This is a genomic window from Streptomyces sp. NPDC086787 (assembly GCF_044745865.1).
Taxonomy (GTDB): Bacteria; Actinomycetota; Actinomycetes; order Streptomycetales; family Streptomycetaceae; genus Streptomyces.
On the sequence record NZ_JBIVBC010000016.1, the window covers coordinates 79,070 to 95,865 of the forward strand.

Below are 16,796 nucleotides of genomic sequence, written 5' to 3' on the forward strand. Positions count from 1 at the left end.
GCTGACGGCGCCCCCGGCCCCGCTCAGCCCGGCCACACGCCCGTCTCCAGGAGGGACTCGATCGCCGCCGTGTACGGCGTGATGTCCAAACCCTGCTCCTCCAGCCAGGAGTCGGAGTAGTACTTGTCGAGGTACCGGTCGCCGGGGTCGCACAGCAGCGTGACCACGCTGCCCTGCCGGCCCGCGGCGACCATCTCGGAGACGATCTTCAGCGCGCTCCACAGACCGGTGCCGGTCGAGCCGCCCGCCCTGCGGCCGATGGCCCGTTCCAGGGCGCGCACGGCGGCGACGCTGGCCGCGTCCGGCACCTTCATCATCCGGTCGACGGCACCGGGGACGAAGCTCGGCTCCATGCGCGGGCGGCCGATGCCCTCGATGCGCGAGCTGCAGTCGCACGTGACGTCCGGATCGCCGGTGGTCCAGCCCTCGAAGAAGCAGGAGTTCTCCGGGTCGGCGACACAGATGCGGGTGTCGTACTGCATGTAGTGGACGTAGCGCGCGATGGTCGCGGAGGTGCCGCCGGTTCCCGCGGTCGCGACGATCCACGTCGGCTCCGGGAAGCGCTCCAACTCCATCTGACGGAAGACGGATTCGGCGATGTTGTTGTTGCCGCGCCAGTCCGTGGCCCGTTCGGCGTAGGTGAACTGGTCCATGTAGTGGCCGCCGGTCTCCGTCGCGAGGCGGGCCGACTCCTCGTACATGGTGCGCGGGTCGTCCACGAAGTGGCACTGCCCGCCGTGGAACTCGATGAGTCGGCACTTCTCCGCGCTCGTCGTGCGTGGCATGACCGCGATGAAGGGCACCCCGATCAGCTTCGCGAAGTACGCCTCGGAGACGGCTGTCGAGCCGCTGGACGCCTCGATCACCGGGCAGCCGGGCCGGATCCAGCCATTGCACAGGCCGTACAGGAACAGTGAACGGGCCAGCCGGTGCTTGAGGCTTCCGGTGGGGTGGGTGGACTCGTCCTTCAGATACAGGTCGACCCCCCATCTCTCGGGAAGCGGAAAGCGCAGGAGATGCGTGTCCGCGGAGCGGTTCGCGTCGGCCTGCACCTTGCGGACGGCCTCTTTCAGCCAGCTCCGGTAGCCGATGTCACTGTGGTCGACGTCGAGGGTGGCGCCGGTCCGGGGTTGTGGGGTGGTGCTCACGGCGGGGCTCCTTACGCTTTGCTCGGGCAGCGCCGAACGCGGCCGGCCCTTCGATCATAAACAGCATCCGTACCACTTCCCACCTGCATAAACACACCTTTGGGCGTCCCAAAGCGGCTCCGCAGGCCGGCGTGTCGGCCCGCGCACGCCAACGAGTGGGGGCGCATTGCGCACGAGTGCTCCGGTCATCGCTCCCGCACGCCCCGCGTGCTCTGGTGCTCGCCGCCCGGCGCGGGCAGACTGCACCGGGCGGGACGAACGTCCCGGACGGGGGCGCACACTGGTTCACGACACGAGCCGAATCACGCCGGACCAAGGCCGGAAGGCACACGGCCCGGCGGGCGACGCACACAAGGGGGCGGGAAGGATGGCGGAGCCGGAGTTCACGGCCACGGGCGTGCGGATCGGGAAACGTCTGCGTTCGCTCACCCGGGCCGGTCAGGTCCGGATCAGCGACGGCAGGCTGGAGTTGCTCACCAGTTACGGCAGTGAGATCGACAGCGCCCCGGTACAGGCGGTGCGCGCCTCCAAGCCCTGGTTCGCGCCCGACGGCCGGGCGTTGGCCGACATCAACGGCCAGCGGTATCTACTCACCCTGGGTGATCACGACCCGGCACCCGGCGAGCCTGGCCCGCCCGCAGCACGCCGGTTCATCGAGGCGGTGCGCAGGGCGGCGGGGCGCGGCGGCTGAACCGTGCGGCGAGTTGCGCGACCGTGACCGCTGCGTCACGCTGGTCTCACGTCACTCTGGGTTTACCGGCGATAACGCTGCGAACCAGCCCGCCGGCCAAGACAGCAGGCGCGGCGGTCTGAACGCGAGCAATCCTGCTGGATCCGTACTCCGTGTTCTTCCGGACCTCACGTCGGGGAGTCGCAGCCGTGACCAGTCATCCAAGCAGGCACTGCACGGTGGAGCTGCAAGCCCTGCCGTCGCGGATCGGCCAGGTCCGCAGAATCGTATCTGCGCAGTTGCGCTACTGGCATCTGGACCCGTTGATAGACCGAGCCACGCTCGGTGTGACGGAGCTGCTGAGCAACGTCCACCGGCACGCCCAGCCCGACAAGTCGTGCACCGTGGAGATCGAGCTGCTGCTCGACCGGCTCACGGTCTCCGTGCGCGACCACGATCCGCGCCTACCCATGATGGAAGCGGTGGCCCACGCGGCGGACATCGCGCCCCTCGCCACCTGCGGACGGGGCCTCGCGATGGTGGCCGCGGTGAGCGAGAGCTGGGGGGTGCGGCCCGAGGGAGACAACGGCAAGGTCGTCTGGTTCACCCTCCCCACCGCCTCCCCGGCCAGGCCCCAGCCGCAGCCCGCGCGGCGGCCGCGTCGTGGCACCTCCGAGAAGCCCGTGCATCTCTTCACCGAGCCGGCACCGGAACCCGCCGTCTGCGCCACCTCCGGGGCACACGCTCCCGCCCGGTCAGCCGTTGTCGGCTGACCGGGCGGTGACCTTCCCGGACGGCGTCAGCGCAGCGCTCCCAGCGGATCGTCCAGCACCGGCTGCCAGGCCAGTTCCGCCGCGCCGACCAGGCTGTTGTGGTCGAGGGTGCAGGCGTGGATCGGGACGCCGCCGCTCTGGCCCCACAGGCTGCGGTCGGCGACGACCGCGCGGAGCCGGTCGGGGTCGGTGTCGAGGAGGGAACGGTGCAGACCGCCGAGAATGATGCGGTCCGGGTTGAGGATGTTCACCAGTCCGGCGAGCCCGAGGCCCAGGCGGTCGATGAGGGTCTCGGCGGCGGTACGGACGACGGGGTCGTGGTAGTGGTTGCGCAGCAGGTCGTTGGCCTGCTGGAGCAGGGACACCTCGGGTCCCGGGGCACGGCCCGCCTCGATCAGCAGGGCCAGCGGATCGGCCTCGACGTCCAGGCAGCCCCGGCTGCCGCAGTGACAGGCGCGGCCCTCGGGGTTGACCGTGAGATGGCCGACCTCCAGGGCCAGGCCCGAACTGCCCGTGTGCAGACGGCCGTCCAGGACCAGCGCGCCACCGACACCCCGGTGGCCGGTGGCCACGCAGAGCAGGTCCCGGGCGCCCCGGCCCGCCCCGTGCCGGTGCTCGGCGAGCGCGGCGAGGTTGACGTCGTTGCCCGCGAAGGCCGGGCCCGGGATCCCGGCCGCGCGCACACACTCGGTGAAGATGCGGCGGACCGGTGCGCCGACGGGCCAGGCCAGATGGAGCGGGTTCAGGGCGAGGCCGTCGGGTTCGGCGACGGCGGACGGTACGGCCAGACCGGCCCCCACGCAGCGGCGGCCGGTCGTGCGCAGGAGTTCGGCGCCGGCCTCGACCACCGAGGCCAGGACCTTCGCCGGGTCGGCGGCCACGGTCTCGCACCCCGGCGCGGTCGCCACGATCCGGCCGCCCAGTCCGACCAGCGCGGCCCGGAACCCGTCGGAGTGGACCTGCGCGGCCAGCGCGACGGGTCCGTCCTCGGCGACCTCCAGCCGGTGCGAGGGGCGCCCCTGGGAGCCGGCCGCCGCACCCGGCCGGGAGTCGACCCTGATCAGGCCGAGCGCTTCGAGCTCTGCGGCCACCGCGCCGGCCGTCGCACGGGTGACCCCCAGCTCCGCGGTGAGCACGGCGCGGGTCGGCGCCCGCCCGGTGTGCACGAGCTCCAGCGCGGGGCCCAACGCGCCGCGCCCCCGGTCGAGTCGCGTCCTGGACGTGGTCCCTTCCCCTGCCGCCCGGGGGTCCGCCTTGCCGCTCATGGGAGCGAGTCTCCCATGATCCACGAGCCACCTCGCCTGCGCCGCCGACTGGATGTCGGCCCCTGGGGCGTGGTGTTCCCGGGGAACGGCTCCACCGCGATGGGCTCCAGCCCGCCGAACCGGCCCGAAGGATCCGGCCGACCGGGGCTGAGCTGCGGCTCCGCTAGCCTGGTCGCACGATGAGCGAGCGTATGACGAGTGCGTGGGGCGAGTTCGAACTGTCCCGCTTCCCCGAGGATCCCCGCGACCGGCTGCGTGCCTGGGACGCCTCCGACGTGTATCTGCTGCGGCACCTCGACGAGGAGGCCATCCCACTGTCCGGCACGGTGGTGGTCGTCGGAGACCGCTGGGGCGCGCTGGTCACGGCATTGGCGGAGCACCGGCCCGTACAGATCACCGACTCCTTCCTCGGCCAGGAGGCGACCCGGGCGAACCTCGCCCGGGCCGGTGTCGAGCCCGGTGTCGTACGGCTGCTCACCACCCAGGACCCGCCGCCCGAGCGTGTCGACGTCCTGCTCGTCAGGGTGCCGAAGAGCCTGGCCCTGCTGGAGGACCAGCTGCAGCGGCTGGCCCCCGCCGTGCACGCGGGCACGGTCGTCGTCGGCACCGGGATGGTGAAGGACATCCACACCTCGACACTGCGGTTGTTCGAGCGGATCCTCGGCCCGACCCGGACCTCGCTCGCCCGGCAGAAGGCCCGGCTCATCCACTGCACGCCCGACCCGTCGCTGAGGCGGGCGGCCAATCCGTGGCCGTACACCTACACACTCCCGGACGGGATCGGCGCCGCCTCCGGACACACCGTCGTCAACCACGCGGGCGTGTTCTGCGCCGACCGGCTCGACATCGGCACCCGGTTCTTCCTGCGACATCTGCCCGTCGGACGGGGCCCGCGCCGGGTCGTGGACCTCGGCTGCGGCAACGGAGTGGTCGGTACGGCGGTGTCACTGGCCGACCCCGAGGCCGAAGTGCTGTTCGTGGACGAGTCGTTCCAGGCCGTGGCCTCGGCGGAGGCCACCTTCAAGGCCAACGGGATGCCGGGCCACGCGGAGTTCCGGGTCGGGGACGGGATCGCCGGGGTGCCGGCCGGCAGTGTGGACGTCGTGCTCAACAACCCGCCCTTCCACTCCCACCAGGCGACGACCGAGGCGACCGCGTGGCGGATGTTCAGCGGGGCACAACGCGCGCTGCGGCCGGGTGGCGAGCTGTGGGTGGTCGGCAACCGGCACCTCGGCTACCACGTGACGCTCCGGCGGCTGTTCGGCAACAGCCAACTGGTGGCCTCGGACCCGAAGTTCGTGGTGCTGAAGGCCGTCAAGCGGGGGTAGCGCGCGGCTGGGCGAGGACGCGGATGATCCGTGCCACCTCGTGGGCCATCGCCTCCCGGCAGACGACGAGGTACTTCCGCGGGTCGACCACCTCGCGGTGGGCGGCGAGGAAGGCGCGGATCGCCCCGGTCATCGCCATGTTGAGCGCGGTCCCGACGTTCACCTTGGCGATACCGCCCGCGACGGCGGCCAGCAGCCCTTCGTCCGGGATCCCGGAGGAGCCGTGCAGAACAAGCGGCAGGCGCAGGGTGGTGGAGAGCCGTCCGAGGAGTTCGTGGTCGAGGGCGGCGGTGCGGGTGGTCATGGCGTGGGCGCTGCCGATGGCGACGGCGAGGGCGTCGACACCGGTCCCGGCGACGAAGGCGCGGGCCTCAGCGGGGTCGGTGCGGGCGCCGGGGGCGTGGGCGTCGAGGGCCGGGCCGCCCTTGCCGCCGATCCTCCCCAACTCGGCCTCGATCCAGATTCCCTGGCTGTGCGCCCACTGAACGGCCGCCCGGGTGGCGGCGAGGTTCTCGGTGTAGGGCAGCCGGGCCGCGTCGTACATCACGGAGCTGAAGCCCGCGTCGGACGCCTGGCGCAGCAGGTCGTCGCTCTGGACGTGGTCGAGGTGCAGCGCGACGGGCACCCGGGCGTGTTCCGCGGCGGCGGTGGCGGCGCGGGCGAGGGGGAGCAGGCGTCCGCCCCGGAACCGGACGGCGTTCTCGCTGACTTGGAGCACGACGGGCGCGCGGGCCGACTCGGCGCCGGTGACGACGGCCTCGACGTGTTCGAGGGTGATGACGTTGAAGGCGGCGACGGCGGAGCAGGTTTCGGCGGCGCGGGTGACCAGTTCGCCGGTGGACGCGAGAGACACGGTTTCTCCTGCCGGGTCGTGGGTCAGGGGGCGAGGATCACCGAGCGGGTGAGGTGGCGCGGGCGGTCGGGGTCGAGGCCACGGCGGGTGGCGACGGCCACGGCGAGGCGTTGGGCGCGGACGAGTTCGGCGAGCGGGTCGAGCCTGCCCTCGATCCACAAGGCGCCGGTTGCGCACACCTGTTCGGCGAGGCCGGCCGGCGGCTCGCCGATCATCCAGGTGGCGGTGCCCCGGGTGGTGACGCTGACCGGACCGTGCCGGTATTCCATCGCCGGGTAGGCCTCGGTCCAGGCAAGCGCGGCCTCACGCATCTTGAGCGCGGCCTCGTTCGCGAGTCCGACGGTCCAATCGCGACCGAGGAAGGTGAACTGGCCGCAGTCGGCGAGCCCTTCGGGCAGGGGCGTGGACAGGGCCGTGCGGGCGTCGGCCACGGCGGTGTCGGTGTGCAGGCCGAGGTGAGCGCGGAGCAGGGTCAGCGCGCTGGTGGCGAACCGGGTCTGCACGACGGAGCGTTCGTCGGCGAAGTCGAGCACGACGGCCTCGTCGGCGGCCGTCATCACCGGTGTGCGGGGGTCGGCGGTGATGGCGATGGTGCGGGTCTGTCCGCGCAACTCGGCCAGTAGGTCCAGGACTTCGGTGGTGGTGCCGGACCGGGTGAGGGCGATGACCCGGTCGTAGCGGCGGGTGGGCGGGAACTCGGAGGCGGCGAACGCGTCGGTCTCGCCCAGTCCGGCGCCCTCGCGCAGGGCGGCGGCGGCCTGGGCCATGAAGTAGGAGGTGCCGCAGCCGATCACCGCGACCCGCTCCCCCGGTTCCGGCAGTGCGCCGCCGTGCCGGTGCGCCGCGTCGGCCGCGCGTGCCCAGCACTCGGGCTGACTGTTCAGCTCGTCCTCGACGTGGGTCATGGCAGGCCCTTCCTCAGACTGGCACTGATTTTTCATGCAAGATATAGCGTGCTTTCAAGCACAATCAAGCAGTCCGTCAGGACCAGGGCGTGCAGAATCGTGGTGGAACATCAACGAACGGAGGCTCCGGATGGCGCGCGACGACCGCTGGCAGGCCCTGCTGGAACTGCTGGCCGGGCGCGGTCGGCTGGAGGTCGAGGAGGCGGCGGCCGAGCTGTCGGTGTCGGCCGCGACGATCCGCCGGGACTTCGACCGGCTGGCCGAGCAGCGGATGCTGGTACGCACCCGGGGCGGAGCGGTCGCGCACGGAGTGTCGTACGAGCTGCCGCTGCGCTACAAGACGGCCCGCCGCGCCTCCGAGAAGCAGCGCATCGCCCAAGCGGTCGCGGAACTCGTCTCGCCCGGTGAGGCGGTGGGCCTGACCGGCGGCACGACCACGACCGAGGTGGCCCGGGCGCTGGCCGTGCGCGGCGACCTGGCCTCGGGCTCCCCGGCACTGACCGTGGTCACCAACGCGCTCAACATCGCGGGCGAACTGGCCGTACGTCCCCAGTTCAAGATCGTGGTGACGGGCGGGGTCGCGCGCCCGCAGTCGTTCGAACTGGTCGGCCCGCTCGCGGATGGCGTGCTGGCGCAGCTCACGGTCGACGTGACCGTGCTCGGGGTGGTGGCCTTCGACGTCATGCATGGCGCGGCGGCCCACGACGAGGCGGAGGCCGCGGTCAACCGGGTGTTGTGCGAAAGGGCCCGGCGGGTCGTCGTGGCGGCCGACTCCAGCAAGCTGGGGCAGCGGGCCTTCGCCCGGATCTGCGCGGCGGAGGTGGTGAACACGCTGGTGACGGACTCGGCGGCGGATCCGGACACCGTCCGGCGGTTCGAGGAGGCGGGCGTCCGGGTCGTCACCGTGTGAGGGGGCCGGCAGGGCGGTGTCAGATACCGCCGGAGGCCGCCCGCACAAAGCCCGCGCCCTGCATGTCGTTGCATCCCGCCTCGACCCGGCCGGCCGGGTCGGTCCAGGTGAGCTGGGCCTGGAGGGCGACGCTGACCAGGGTCATGAGCAGATCGACGTCGCTCGTGGCGTCGAGGCGTATGGTCACCCACTGGGAGCCCGGCACGACACGGATCGCTCCCGAGCCCCTGAAGTCCTGGGCGAAGCGGCGGATGGCACGGTCCGTCAGATGCAGGTCGACGTCCCGGTCCGAGTGGAAGTGGGCGATCTCGCCCCGGTCGGAACCGAGTGCCTGACCGAGTCCGCAGCTCGGTACGACACGTCTCAGGTCCGGCCAGGTCGTCAGTTGCGTGAGGGCACGCGAGGCCAACGTCATGGGCCCATCATGGACCGCTCACTCGCACGCAACCAGCAAGTGCGCGAGTATTGACCGCCCCGTGCGGCCGGTCTGTCCGAAGTCGTACCCGTGTTCTGTCCGAAACGACGGGCGGCGTACGACGGTTACAGACCGACGCGCCGGTCCATGCGCGCCAGCAGCAGGTTCGGGTTGCGCTTGGTGAAGTAGGCGGCGCCCGGGATGTATACGTTCCGGTTCCGCACGGCGACGGCGGTGGGGTTGGACAGGCCGTTCTGCCCGGTGAGCACGACCGAGTGGCTGCCGTCCGGGTGCACCAGGGCGATCCGGCTGGTGGTGGCCAGCGCGGCGAGGATCGTGTGGCCGCGTCCGGTGAAGGTGAAGTCGTCGATCCCGTCCAGTCCGGTGGCTCTGGTCTGGATCGCGCCCGCCCGGTCGCCCGGGCCCACGGGGATGCTGAGCAGCGTGCCGCGGTCGCTGTTGGACACCCATACGGTGTGGCCATGGACCTTGATGCCGTTGACGCCGGTGCCCCCGGTACCGCCCGAGCGTGCCGCGCCCGGGGCGAGCGCGGTGCCCTTGGCCCACGCCGTGGCCCGACCGCCCGCTCTGGGGATGCGCCAGACCGTGCCCAGTGAGGAATCGGCGGCGTACAGCACACCGCGGTACTCGTCGAGGGCGAGCCCGTTGGGCAGGCCGTTCGACGGCAGTTTCGCGATCTGCCGGGGCGCCCCGCCGCCGGGCGCGATGCGCCAGACACCGGTGCTGCTGGTGCCGGTGGCGTAGGTGACGTAGAGCGTGCCGTCGTGGGCGCGCGCGATGCCGAGGACCACGGCCTTGCCGACGCGGGGGGTCTTCGGGTTCGACACGGCCGGCAGGGTCGCGAGGACGCGGGTGTCGCCGTCCTTGTTCACGTTGACGACCTGCCGGGCGAACGCGAAGGTCAGGTCGACGGAACCGTCGCGCTCCAGCGCAATGTTCTCCGGTGTCCGTCCGGCGGCGAAGTCGAAGTGGGCGACGACGCGTGCCTCCGACAGCTGGGGCTCGCTGCCCGAGGCGGGAGCCGACGCGAGCACGCCCAGAGCGATGGCTGCCGCTGCGGCTCCGGCCGTGCGGGGAAGACGGAGCATGGGAACCTCTCTTCGAACGGGTCGTGAGGCACCGGCACACGGGCCCCGATCCACCATGACGGCCGCGGGACGGGCGGCACCGACAGCCGGGGCCGGGGAGTCGCCCGCGCGGGCCACGCCATGGGGCCGCCTGCCGCGCACGCGGGTGACCGTGGTGAACGCCCGAGGCACCATCGCGATGTGCCGGGGATCCCGACGCCGGCCCTTCAGGAACGGCCGGTCCGGCACACTCGGGTGCATGGAGACTGCCGAATACCTTCAGACACTGGACCGCGAGGGCCGGTTGCTGGCCGCGGCCGCCGCGGCGGCGGGGACCGACGCCAAGGTGCCGACCTGCCCGGAGTGGCAGGTGCGCGACCTGCTGCGGCACACGGGCGCGGTACACCGCTGGGCCACGGAGATCGTCGCCGACGGACACCCCTCGCCCCGCCCCTTCGGCGACCCCCCGGACCTCGACGGCGCCGAGCTGGTGGCCTGGTACCGGGACAGCCACCGCCGCCTCGTCGACACGCTGGCCGCCGCGCCGTCCGACGTGCGGTGCTGGACCTTTCATCCTGCCCCCTCCCCGTCGCCACTGGCCTTCTGGACCCGGCGGCAGGCGCACGAGACGACCGTGCACCGCCATGACGCGGAGTCGGCGCGCGGCGGCGTCCCCTTCGCGGTCGCACGGGACTTCGCGGTGGACGGGATCGACGAACTGCTGCGTGGCTTCCATGCCCGGTCGAGGAGCCGGATACGCGTCGAGAAGCCGCGCCTGCTACGGGTGCGCGCCTCGGACACCGGGGACGTGTGGACCGTACGGCTGTCGGCGGAGCCGCCCGTGACCACGCGCGACGAGTTCGGCGAGGCGGAGACCGAACTGACCGGTCCCGCCGATGCGTTGTACCTGGCGTTGTGGAACCGCGGTCCGGTGCCCGACGTGACCGGCGACGCCGGACTCGCCGAGCTGTGGCGGGAGGCGTCCGCGATCTGACTGCGGGCGGTCAGCCCGCCAGCATCCGGGTGAGCACCGCGCGCTGCACGGGCAGCACCTCGTCGTGCAGCGCGCGCCCCTTGCCGGTGAGCGCCACCCGCACACCCCGCCGGTCCTCAGCGCACATGGCACGGTCGACCAGGCCGTCCTTCTCCAGACGGGCGATGAGCCGGGACAGCGCGCTCTGGCTGAGGTGCACGCGCTCCGAGATCTCCTGGACGCGATAGGTGCAGCCGCCGTCCGCCGCGTCGCCTTCGGCGAGCAGGTCGAGCACCTCGAAGTCGCTGGCGCACAGGCCGTGTCCGTGCAGGGCACGGTCCAGCTCACACTGGGTGCGGGCGTGCAGGGCCAGGATTCCCCGCCACTCTTCCACGAGCTGCCGCTCGACCTTCGTACGCCCGGCCTTCTTCGCCGTCATGGCCGCACCGTAGCAGAAAATCGAACTCATTGCGTCGGAATTTAATGCATTTGCATTCGATGCATGCGCATGTAGTCTCGTCGGCATGACCTCTCCGCTCACCACCCCCGCTTCGCCGTCACCGACGGTCAGCTGGACCCCCCGACTGTGGGGCACGCTCCTGGTGCTCTGCGCCGCGATGTTCCTCGACGCGCTCGACGTGTCGATGGTCGGCGTCGCACTGCCGTCCATCGGCTCGGACCTCCACCTGTCCACCTCGACGCTGCAATGGATCGTCAGCGGCTACATCCTGGGATACGGCGGCCTGCTGCTCCTCGGCGGCCGCACCGCCGATCTGCTCGGCCGGCGTCAGGTGTTCCTGGTGGCCCTCGGCGTCTTCGCGCTCGCCTCGCTGCTCGGCGGGCTCGTGGACTCGGGCCCGCTGCTGATCGCGAGCCGCTTCATCAAGGGGCTGAGCGCGGCGTTCACGGCACCCGCAGGTCTGTCCATCATCACCACGACGTTCCCGGAGGGCCCGCTGCGCAACCGCGCCCTCTCCATCTACACCACCTGCGCCGCCACCGGCTTCTCCATGGGGCTGGTGCTGTCCGGCCTGCTCACCGAGGCCAGTTGGCGGCTGACCATGCTGCTGCCCGCCCCCATCGCCGTACTCGCGCTGCTGGCCGGACTGCGGCTGCTCCCGCGCAGCGCCCGCGAGCGCAACCACGCGGGCTACGACATACCGGGCGCCGTCCTCGGCACCGCCTCGATGCTGCTGCTCGTGTTCACCGTCGTCCAGGCCCCGGAGGACGGCTGGGCGTCCGCCCGCACCCTGCTGTCCTTCCTCGCGGTCGCCATCCTGCTGACCGCCTTCGTCCTGGTCGAGCGGCGCGCCGCGAGCCCCCTGATCCGCCTCGGCGTACTGCGCTCGGGCGACCAGATCCGAGCTCAGTTCGGCGCGCTGGCCTTCTTCGGGTCGTATGTCGGCTTCCAGTTCCTGACCACGCTGTACATGCAGGAGCTGCTCGACTGGTCCGCCCTGCACACCGCGCTGGCCTTCCTGCCCGCGGGCGCGCTGGTGGCGGTGTCCTCGACGAAGGTCGGCTCGATCGTCGACCGGTTCGGCACCCCGCGGCTGATCGCGACGGGCTTCGCACTGATGGTCGCGGGCTACGCGCTGTTCCTGCGGGTCGACCTCGATCCGGTGTACGCGGCCGTCATCCTGCCGTCGATGCTGCTGATCGGCGCGGCCTGCGCACTGGTCTTCCCGTCGCTCAACATCCAGGCCACCAACGGGGTCGAGGACCATGAGCAGGGCATGGTCTCCGGCCTGCTCAACACCTCGGTACAGGTGGGCGGGGCGATCTTCCTCGCGGTGGTCACGGCAGTGGTCACGGCGGGCGCCCCGGAGCACGCGTCACCCGAGGCCGTGCTCGACAGCTACCGGCCCGGCTTCCTGGTGGTCACCGGAATCGCCCTGGCGGGCCTGCTGATTACCCTCACCGGCCTGCGCACCCGGCACACCGCGCCGACGCTCGTGGTCGCGGGCTCCACCACGGATCCCGCCCCGGATGCCACCGCGAAGGAGACGGACGCGGAGCCTGTGGGAGTGCGCAACTAGGGTCTGTCGTTCGGGTCAGGCCGCAGACGCGGGGTCTGGCACGCACGGCTGCGGCGTTGTCGTCGGTCGCCGATGCGCCGCGTCGACTCCCTCCTCCGCCTTGCAGCCGCACGCACCAGACCCCGCTCACCCCCGCCGACAAGGCATCGCCGACATCCTGCGCCCTGACCCAAACGACAGACCCTGAGTTCGCCCCGGAGGCTACAGAGCCGGAGGCTGAAAGAGCTCCTCCAGTTGTGTGCCCGGCGGGATCTCGCTTGTCCCGCCGGGCACACGGCTGTGACAATCCCCGGGTGGACGGATATGGGGGACGCCGCAACAAGCCTCAACAGGACGCGGCGACGGTCGAGTTCGGCTATGCGCTGATCAGCGCGGTATTCGCGGCGGCCGTCGTGTTCGGAGCCGTCGCCGGACCGGCGCTGCTCTTCGAGCCCCCGCGCGTCGTCGCCACGGCGCTGCTCTGGACGGGCCTGGCACTCGCGGCCGTGGTCCTTGTGGTCCGGTTCGTGAGCGTGCTGGTCCGATTCCACCGTACGGCGAGGTGATCAGCGACCGGCCACCAGCCGCTCGACCTCGGTGGTGAAGAAGAGCTCGGGGTCGAAGCCCATCCCGGCGAAGTGACCCGCGAGTTCCAGCGAGATCAGCCCGTGCAGCCGGGTCCAGAACGCCAGTGCCCGATGCAGGGCGGCGGGTGTCGCCTGATGGTCGCCGGCCCACTGCCGGTGGTCCACGAGGTGGGCGTCGAACGCGTCCGGCGCCCCGGCGACGGCCTGCGCGTCCGCGCAGACGTCGAGCAGCGCGGACATGATCTCGCGAGCGATCCCGGTGATGTCCCCCGGCGCGTGATAGCCGGGGACCGGCGTGCCGTAGACGAGGAAGTACCGCTGGGGATCCGCGAGCGCCCAGCGGCGCAGCGCCCGGGCGAGGTCGGCGATCCCTGACTCCGGTTCCGCCACGGCGGTGCGCATGGCGTCGGCCAGGCCGCGGTAGGCGTCCCGGATCAGCTCGGTGATCAGTTCGTCCCGGCCGGCGTAGTAGCGGTAGAGCGCCGGGCCGCTCATCCCCAGCTCCTTGGCGATGGCGTTGAGCGACAGGCCCGAGGCTCCCGCCACGGCGATCTGCTTCCAGGCCAGCTCCTTGATCTCCGCACGCACCTGGCTGCGGTAGCGCTCACGGGGACTCCCCGTACCTGCCGCCATCACCCTCACGCTCCTCGTCCGTCCGACCTGTCTGCATGTCTTCCTGTTTCAGGTTATCACTATCGCAATAAGCCATAACTCAACATGGCGGCAGCTTGACACGTTCACTATTGCCCAGTCATCTTTGTTATAGCTTCTAACGCAAGCGAATGGCTCCACAACGGAGTCGCATTTCTGGGCGGAGGTCGTCATGGAGAACGTCAGCGAGAACACGGAACTGGTCGAGGTCGTCCTGCCGGGAACGGTGGAGCCGGAGGACCTCCAGATCCGGCGGGGTCTGGTGCCGGCGGCGGGCAAGGGACAGATCGTGGTCCGCATGGAGGCCACCGGGGTCTCCTTCGCGGAGCAGCAGATGCGCCGCGGGCGTTACTACGACCAGCCGCCGTTCCCCTTCGTGCCGGGCTACGACCTGGTCGGCACGGTAGTCGCGGCCGGCCCCGGTGTGGCGACCGACCTGGTCGGGCGGAGGGTCGCGGCGCTGGTCAAGGTCGGCGGCTGGGCCAGCCACGTGGTGCTCGACGCGGCCGACGCCGTCGAGGTGCCCGCCGGTGTCGCCGCGGAGGAGGCGGAGACCCTGGTGGTCAACGGCATCACCGCGTGGCAGATGCTCCACCGCAAGGCCCGGGTGCGCGGCGGGGGGACGATCCTCGTCCACGGAGCCAACGGCGGGGTCGGAACCGTCCTCGTCCAGCTCGCGCGGGCCGCCGGCCTGAACGTGATCGGCACCGCGTCCGCCCGTCACCACGACGCACTGCGGAACATGGGCGTGACGCCGATCGACTACCGCAACGAGGACATCCCGGCCCGGGTCCGCGCACTCGCTCCCGGCGGTGTCGACGCCGTCTTCGACCACGTCGGCGGCCGCAGCGTCATCGACTCGTGGCACCTGCTCGCGCCCGGCGGCACACTCGTCTCCTACGGCAGCGCCGCGACCCGTGACGACTCGGGCTCCAAGCAGTGGCCCGTTCTGAAGATCCTCGGCCGGGTGTGGCTGTGGAACGCGCTGCCCAACGGACGCCGGGCGTACTTCTTCAACGTCTGGGCGGGCCGCGCCCTGAACAAGAGCGGCTTCCGGGACCGGCTCAACGCCGACCTGACCGAGGTGTTCCACGCGCTCCAGCGCGGCGATGTCACCGCCCGGATCGCCGCCAGGCTGCCGCTCACGGAGGTCGCCGAGGCCATGCGGCTCGCCGAGTCCGGCACGGTCGCGGGCAAGATCATCCTGGTCCCGGAGAACACACCTTCCGGACGCTAGGCCACCTCGGAACCGCGCCCGAGCCGCCCCGACAAGAGTGCGACGACCGCCTCCGGGCGGCAGGCCGGGCGCCGGGCCCGCGGGCACACGTCGGACCGCGGGTGGTTGTCCGCGCGCCACCGCCCCGATGACGGCGGTGACTTCGGTCCCGACCCGTGCGCCCTGTGTCCGCGCTCGTGCAGACTCCTTCCACGCGAGAGCGCTGCTCTCCTCGTCACAGGGGGTCGCCATGTCCACACACGTCAAGAAGCCCGGTTGGTTCACCGTCAACGTGCTCAACCGCTTCGTCGCCTGGCTGACCCGGCGCGGCATCAGCGTCTGGGGCTCCCGGGTCCTGGCGGTCCGTGGCCGCAGGAGCGGGGAGTGGCGGACCACCCCGGTGAACCTGCTGACCGTGGACGGGCAGCAGTATCTGCTCGCCCCGCGCGGCCACGTCCAGTGGACCCACAACATGCGCGCGGCCGGCGGGGGCGAACTGCGTCTGGGCGGGAACGTGGACGAGTTCACCGCGACCGAGGTCGCGGACGGGGACAAGGTCCCGCTCCTGCGGGCCTACCTCAAGCGCTGGAAGGCCGAGGTAGGTGTCTTCTTCAACGGCGTCGGCCCCGACTCGTCCGACGACGAGATCCGCCGCATCGCCCCGAACCACCCGGTCTTCAGGATCACCGTCAGGAACTGACCGCGTCCTCCGCCGCGGCTCCCGCCGCGTCGGCCTGCCGCCGGTCCAGCGCGGTCAGGGCACGCTGGGCCATGGGGTGGGCGCGGACCAGCTCACCGAGGGACGTCGAACCCCGCGTGATGTCCCTGAACGCCCTCCAGACGGGACGCAGGCCCGTGAGACCCGCGTGGAACAGCCCGGGACGACGCTCGAACGCCGCCAGCATCCGCTTGCCGACGCTCATCTCGACGCCAAGACCCGCCTTGATGGCGAACGCGTAGTTGAGGGCCTGACGACGGGCGTCCACCGCGTCATGCGCCTCGGCGATCCTGACCGCCCACTCCCCCGCGAGGCGCCCCGAGCGCAGCGCGAAGGAGATGCCCTCACGGGTCCACGGCTCAAGGAGTCCCGCCGCGTCACCGCACACCAGCACCCGGCCGCGCGACAGCGGCGAGTCGTCGGCCCGGCATCGAGTCAAGTGCCCGGAGGAGATGGCCGGTTCGAAACCGGCGAGACCGAGCCGGGCGATGAAGTCCTCCAAGTACCGCTTGGTGGCAGCACCTTCGCCGCGTGCCGAGATCACGCCGACCGTGAGCGTGTCCCGCTTGGGGAACACCCAGCCGTAACTGCCGGGCAGCGGGCCCCAGTCGATGAGAACGCGTCCCCGCCAGTCCTCGGCGACCGTCTCCGGCACCGGGATTTCCGCCTCCAGGCCGAGGTCGACCTGGTCGAGCTTCACGCCGACATGCGCCCCTATCCGGCTGGCGCTGCCGTCGGCGCCCACCACGGCCCGCGCCAGCAACGTCTCACCGCCCTGGAGCACCACGGCGACCGTGCGCCGGTCCGGCACCACCGAGCCGTGCTGCTCGACCCGCGTCACCGTGACGCCGGTACGCAGCTCGGCGCCCGCCTTCTGCGCGTGCTCGACCAACTGGTGGTCGAACTCGGGCCGGTTGATGAGCCCGAACAGCATCTGCTTGGAGCGGCGGGTGCGGGTGAAGCGCCCGTTGTTCGAGAAGGTGACCGCGTGCACCCGGTCCTGCAGGGGCAGTTCGAAGCCGGGCGGCAGCGCGTCGCGCGACGGGCCGATGATGCCGCCTCCGCAGGTTTTGTACCGGGGCAGGTCGGCCTTCTCCAGCAGCAGCACACGCCGTCCCGTGACCGCCGCCGCGTAGGCCGCCGAGGCGCCCGCGGGTCCCGCGCCCACCACGACGACGTCCCACACCTGCTGCACGTCGTCCGCCGAAGAGTTCTCGCCGCTCACGATGGTCCGCTGCTCCGATCAATCCGATCAAGCCGATCAAGGCGTCTGCCGTT

The 16,796-nt window shown here is 71.6% G+C and carries 18 protein-coding genes; 9 read left to right on the top strand and 9 right to left on the bottom strand.

The features are described 5' to 3' along the window. Nucleotides 1-23: 23 nt before the first annotated feature. Nucleotides 24-1,148 carry a PLP-dependent cysteine synthase family protein gene (locus tag ACIPK3_RS28695; RefSeq protein ID WP_402574245.1) on the bottom strand — a complete coding sequence of 375 codons (1,125 nt, stop codon included), beginning with the start codon at nt 1,146-1,148 and terminating at the stop codon, nt 24-26. Between the two features lie 367 nt (nt 1,149-1,515). Here ACIPK3_RS28695 and ACIPK3_RS28700 point away from each other — a divergent pair, with 367 nt between their 5' ends. Both ACIPK3_RS28700 and ACIPK3_RS28705 read left to right on the top strand, forming a co-directional pair. Beyond that, nucleotides 1,516-1,839: a hypothetical protein gene (locus ACIPK3_RS28700; protein WP_402574247.1), complete on the top strand. Its 324-nt coding sequence runs from the start codon at nt 1,516-1,518 to the stop codon at nt 1,837-1,839. 188 nt (nt 1,840-2,027) lie between these two features. Then, nucleotides 2,028-2,591, top strand: a complete 564-nt coding sequence (locus tag ACIPK3_RS28705; RefSeq protein WP_402574249.1) for an ATP-binding protein — start codon at nt 2,028-2,030, stop codon at nt 2,589-2,591. A 26-nt stretch (nt 2,592-2,617) separates the two neighbouring features. Here ACIPK3_RS28705 and ACIPK3_RS28710 read toward each other — a convergent pair whose 3' ends face one another. Next, entirely contained in the window at nt 2,618-3,856 is a 1,239-nt protein-coding gene (locus ACIPK3_RS28710) for an ROK family protein (protein WP_402574250.1), read from the bottom strand. A gap of 191 nt (nt 3,857-4,047) precedes the next feature. On the opposite strand from ACIPK3_RS28710, the gene ACIPK3_RS28715 reads away from it, so the two are divergent. Continuing rightward, nucleotides 4,048-5,184, top strand: a complete 1,137-nt coding sequence (locus ACIPK3_RS28715) for a methyltransferase (RefSeq protein WP_402574252.1) — start codon at nt 4,048-4,050, stop codon at nt 5,182-5,184. On the opposite strand, the gene ACIPK3_RS28720 is transcribed toward ACIPK3_RS28715, so the two are convergent. Beyond that, nucleotides 5,171-6,037: a ketose-bisphosphate aldolase gene (locus ACIPK3_RS28720; RefSeq protein ID WP_402574254.1), complete on the bottom strand. Its 867-nt coding sequence runs from the start codon at nt 6,035-6,037 to the stop codon at nt 5,171-5,173. The two genes, ACIPK3_RS28715 and ACIPK3_RS28720, sit on opposite strands and share 14 nt — an antisense overlap. Nucleotides 6,038-6,060: 23 nt before the next feature. Continuing rightward, nucleotides 6,061-6,942, bottom strand: coding sequence for an SIS domain-containing protein (locus ACIPK3_RS28725; protein WP_402574256.1), 882 nt, complete (start codon nt 6,940-6,942; stop codon nt 6,061-6,063). Between the two features lie 130 nt (nt 6,943-7,072). Here ACIPK3_RS28725 and ACIPK3_RS28730 point away from each other — a divergent pair, with 130 nt between their 5' ends. After that, nucleotides 7,073-7,852, top strand: a complete 780-nt coding sequence (locus tag ACIPK3_RS28730) for a DeoR/GlpR family DNA-binding transcription regulator (RefSeq protein ID WP_402574257.1) — start codon at nt 7,073-7,075, stop codon at nt 7,850-7,852. Between the two features lie 19 nt (nt 7,853-7,871). Here ACIPK3_RS28730 and ACIPK3_RS28735 read toward each other — a convergent pair whose 3' ends face one another. Together ACIPK3_RS28735 and ACIPK3_RS28740 are read right to left on the bottom strand one after the other, a co-directional pair. Further along, a complete protein-coding gene (locus ACIPK3_RS28735) occupies nt 7,872-8,267 on the bottom strand; it encodes a luciferase family protein (protein WP_402574259.1) in 396 nt (131 codons plus the stop codon). Between the two features lie 125 nt (nt 8,268-8,392). Next, entirely contained in the window at nt 8,393-9,376 is a 984-nt protein-coding gene (locus ACIPK3_RS28740; RefSeq protein WP_402574261.1) for a hypothetical protein, read from the bottom strand. A gap of 238 nt (nt 9,377-9,614) precedes the next feature. On the opposite strand from ACIPK3_RS28740, the gene ACIPK3_RS28745 reads away from it, so the two are divergent. Next, nucleotides 9,615-10,349 (top strand): maleylpyruvate isomerase family mycothiol-dependent enzyme, encoded by a 735-nt coding sequence (locus ACIPK3_RS28745; RefSeq protein ID WP_402574263.1) that lies wholly within the window; start codon nt 9,615-9,617, stop codon nt 10,347-10,349. A gap of 10 nt (nt 10,350-10,359) precedes the next feature. On the opposite strand, the gene ACIPK3_RS28750 is transcribed toward ACIPK3_RS28745, so the two are convergent. Continuing rightward, nucleotides 10,360-10,767: a MarR family winged helix-turn-helix transcriptional regulator gene (locus ACIPK3_RS28750; RefSeq protein ID WP_402574265.1), complete on the bottom strand. Its 408-nt coding sequence runs from the start codon at nt 10,765-10,767 to the stop codon at nt 10,360-10,362. 85 nt (nt 10,768-10,852) lie between these two features. On the opposite strand from ACIPK3_RS28750, the gene ACIPK3_RS28755 reads away from it, so the two are divergent. Both ACIPK3_RS28755 and ACIPK3_RS28760 read left to right on the top strand, forming a co-directional pair. Continuing rightward, nucleotides 10,853-12,367 (top strand): MFS transporter, encoded by a 1,515-nt coding sequence (locus ACIPK3_RS28755; RefSeq protein ID WP_402574267.1) that lies wholly within the window; start codon nt 10,853-10,855, stop codon nt 12,365-12,367. 293 nt (nt 12,368-12,660) lie between these two features. Next, nucleotides 12,661-12,912: a DUF6332 family protein gene (locus tag ACIPK3_RS28760; protein WP_402574269.1), complete on the top strand. Its 252-nt coding sequence runs from the start codon at nt 12,661-12,663 to the stop codon at nt 12,910-12,912. Here ACIPK3_RS28760 and ACIPK3_RS28765 read toward each other — a convergent pair whose 3' ends face one another. Next, nucleotides 12,913-13,566, bottom strand: coding sequence for a TetR/AcrR family transcriptional regulator (locus tag ACIPK3_RS28765; protein WP_402574271.1), 654 nt, complete (start codon nt 13,564-13,566; stop codon nt 12,913-12,915). It abuts the gene before it with no gap. A 190-nt stretch (nt 13,567-13,756) separates the two neighbouring features. Between ACIPK3_RS28765 and ACIPK3_RS28770 the strand changes: the two genes are divergently transcribed. Together ACIPK3_RS28770 and ACIPK3_RS28775 are read left to right on the top strand one after the other, a co-directional pair. Beyond that, nucleotides 13,757-14,821, top strand: a complete 1,065-nt coding sequence (locus ACIPK3_RS28770) for a medium chain dehydrogenase/reductase family protein (RefSeq protein ID WP_402574273.1) — start codon at nt 13,757-13,759, stop codon at nt 14,819-14,821. Between the two features lie 229 nt (nt 14,822-15,050). After that, a complete protein-coding gene (locus tag ACIPK3_RS28775; protein ID WP_402574274.1) occupies nt 15,051-15,500 on the top strand; it encodes a nitroreductase family deazaflavin-dependent oxidoreductase in 450 nt (149 codons plus the stop codon). Here ACIPK3_RS28775 and ACIPK3_RS28780 read toward each other — a convergent pair. After that, a complete protein-coding gene (locus ACIPK3_RS28780) occupies nt 15,490-16,743 on the bottom strand; it encodes a geranylgeranyl reductase family protein (RefSeq protein ID WP_402574276.1) in 1,254 nt (417 codons plus the stop codon). The two genes, ACIPK3_RS28775 and ACIPK3_RS28780, sit on opposite strands and share 11 nt — an antisense overlap. Nucleotides 16,744-16,796 lie beyond the last annotated feature (53 nt).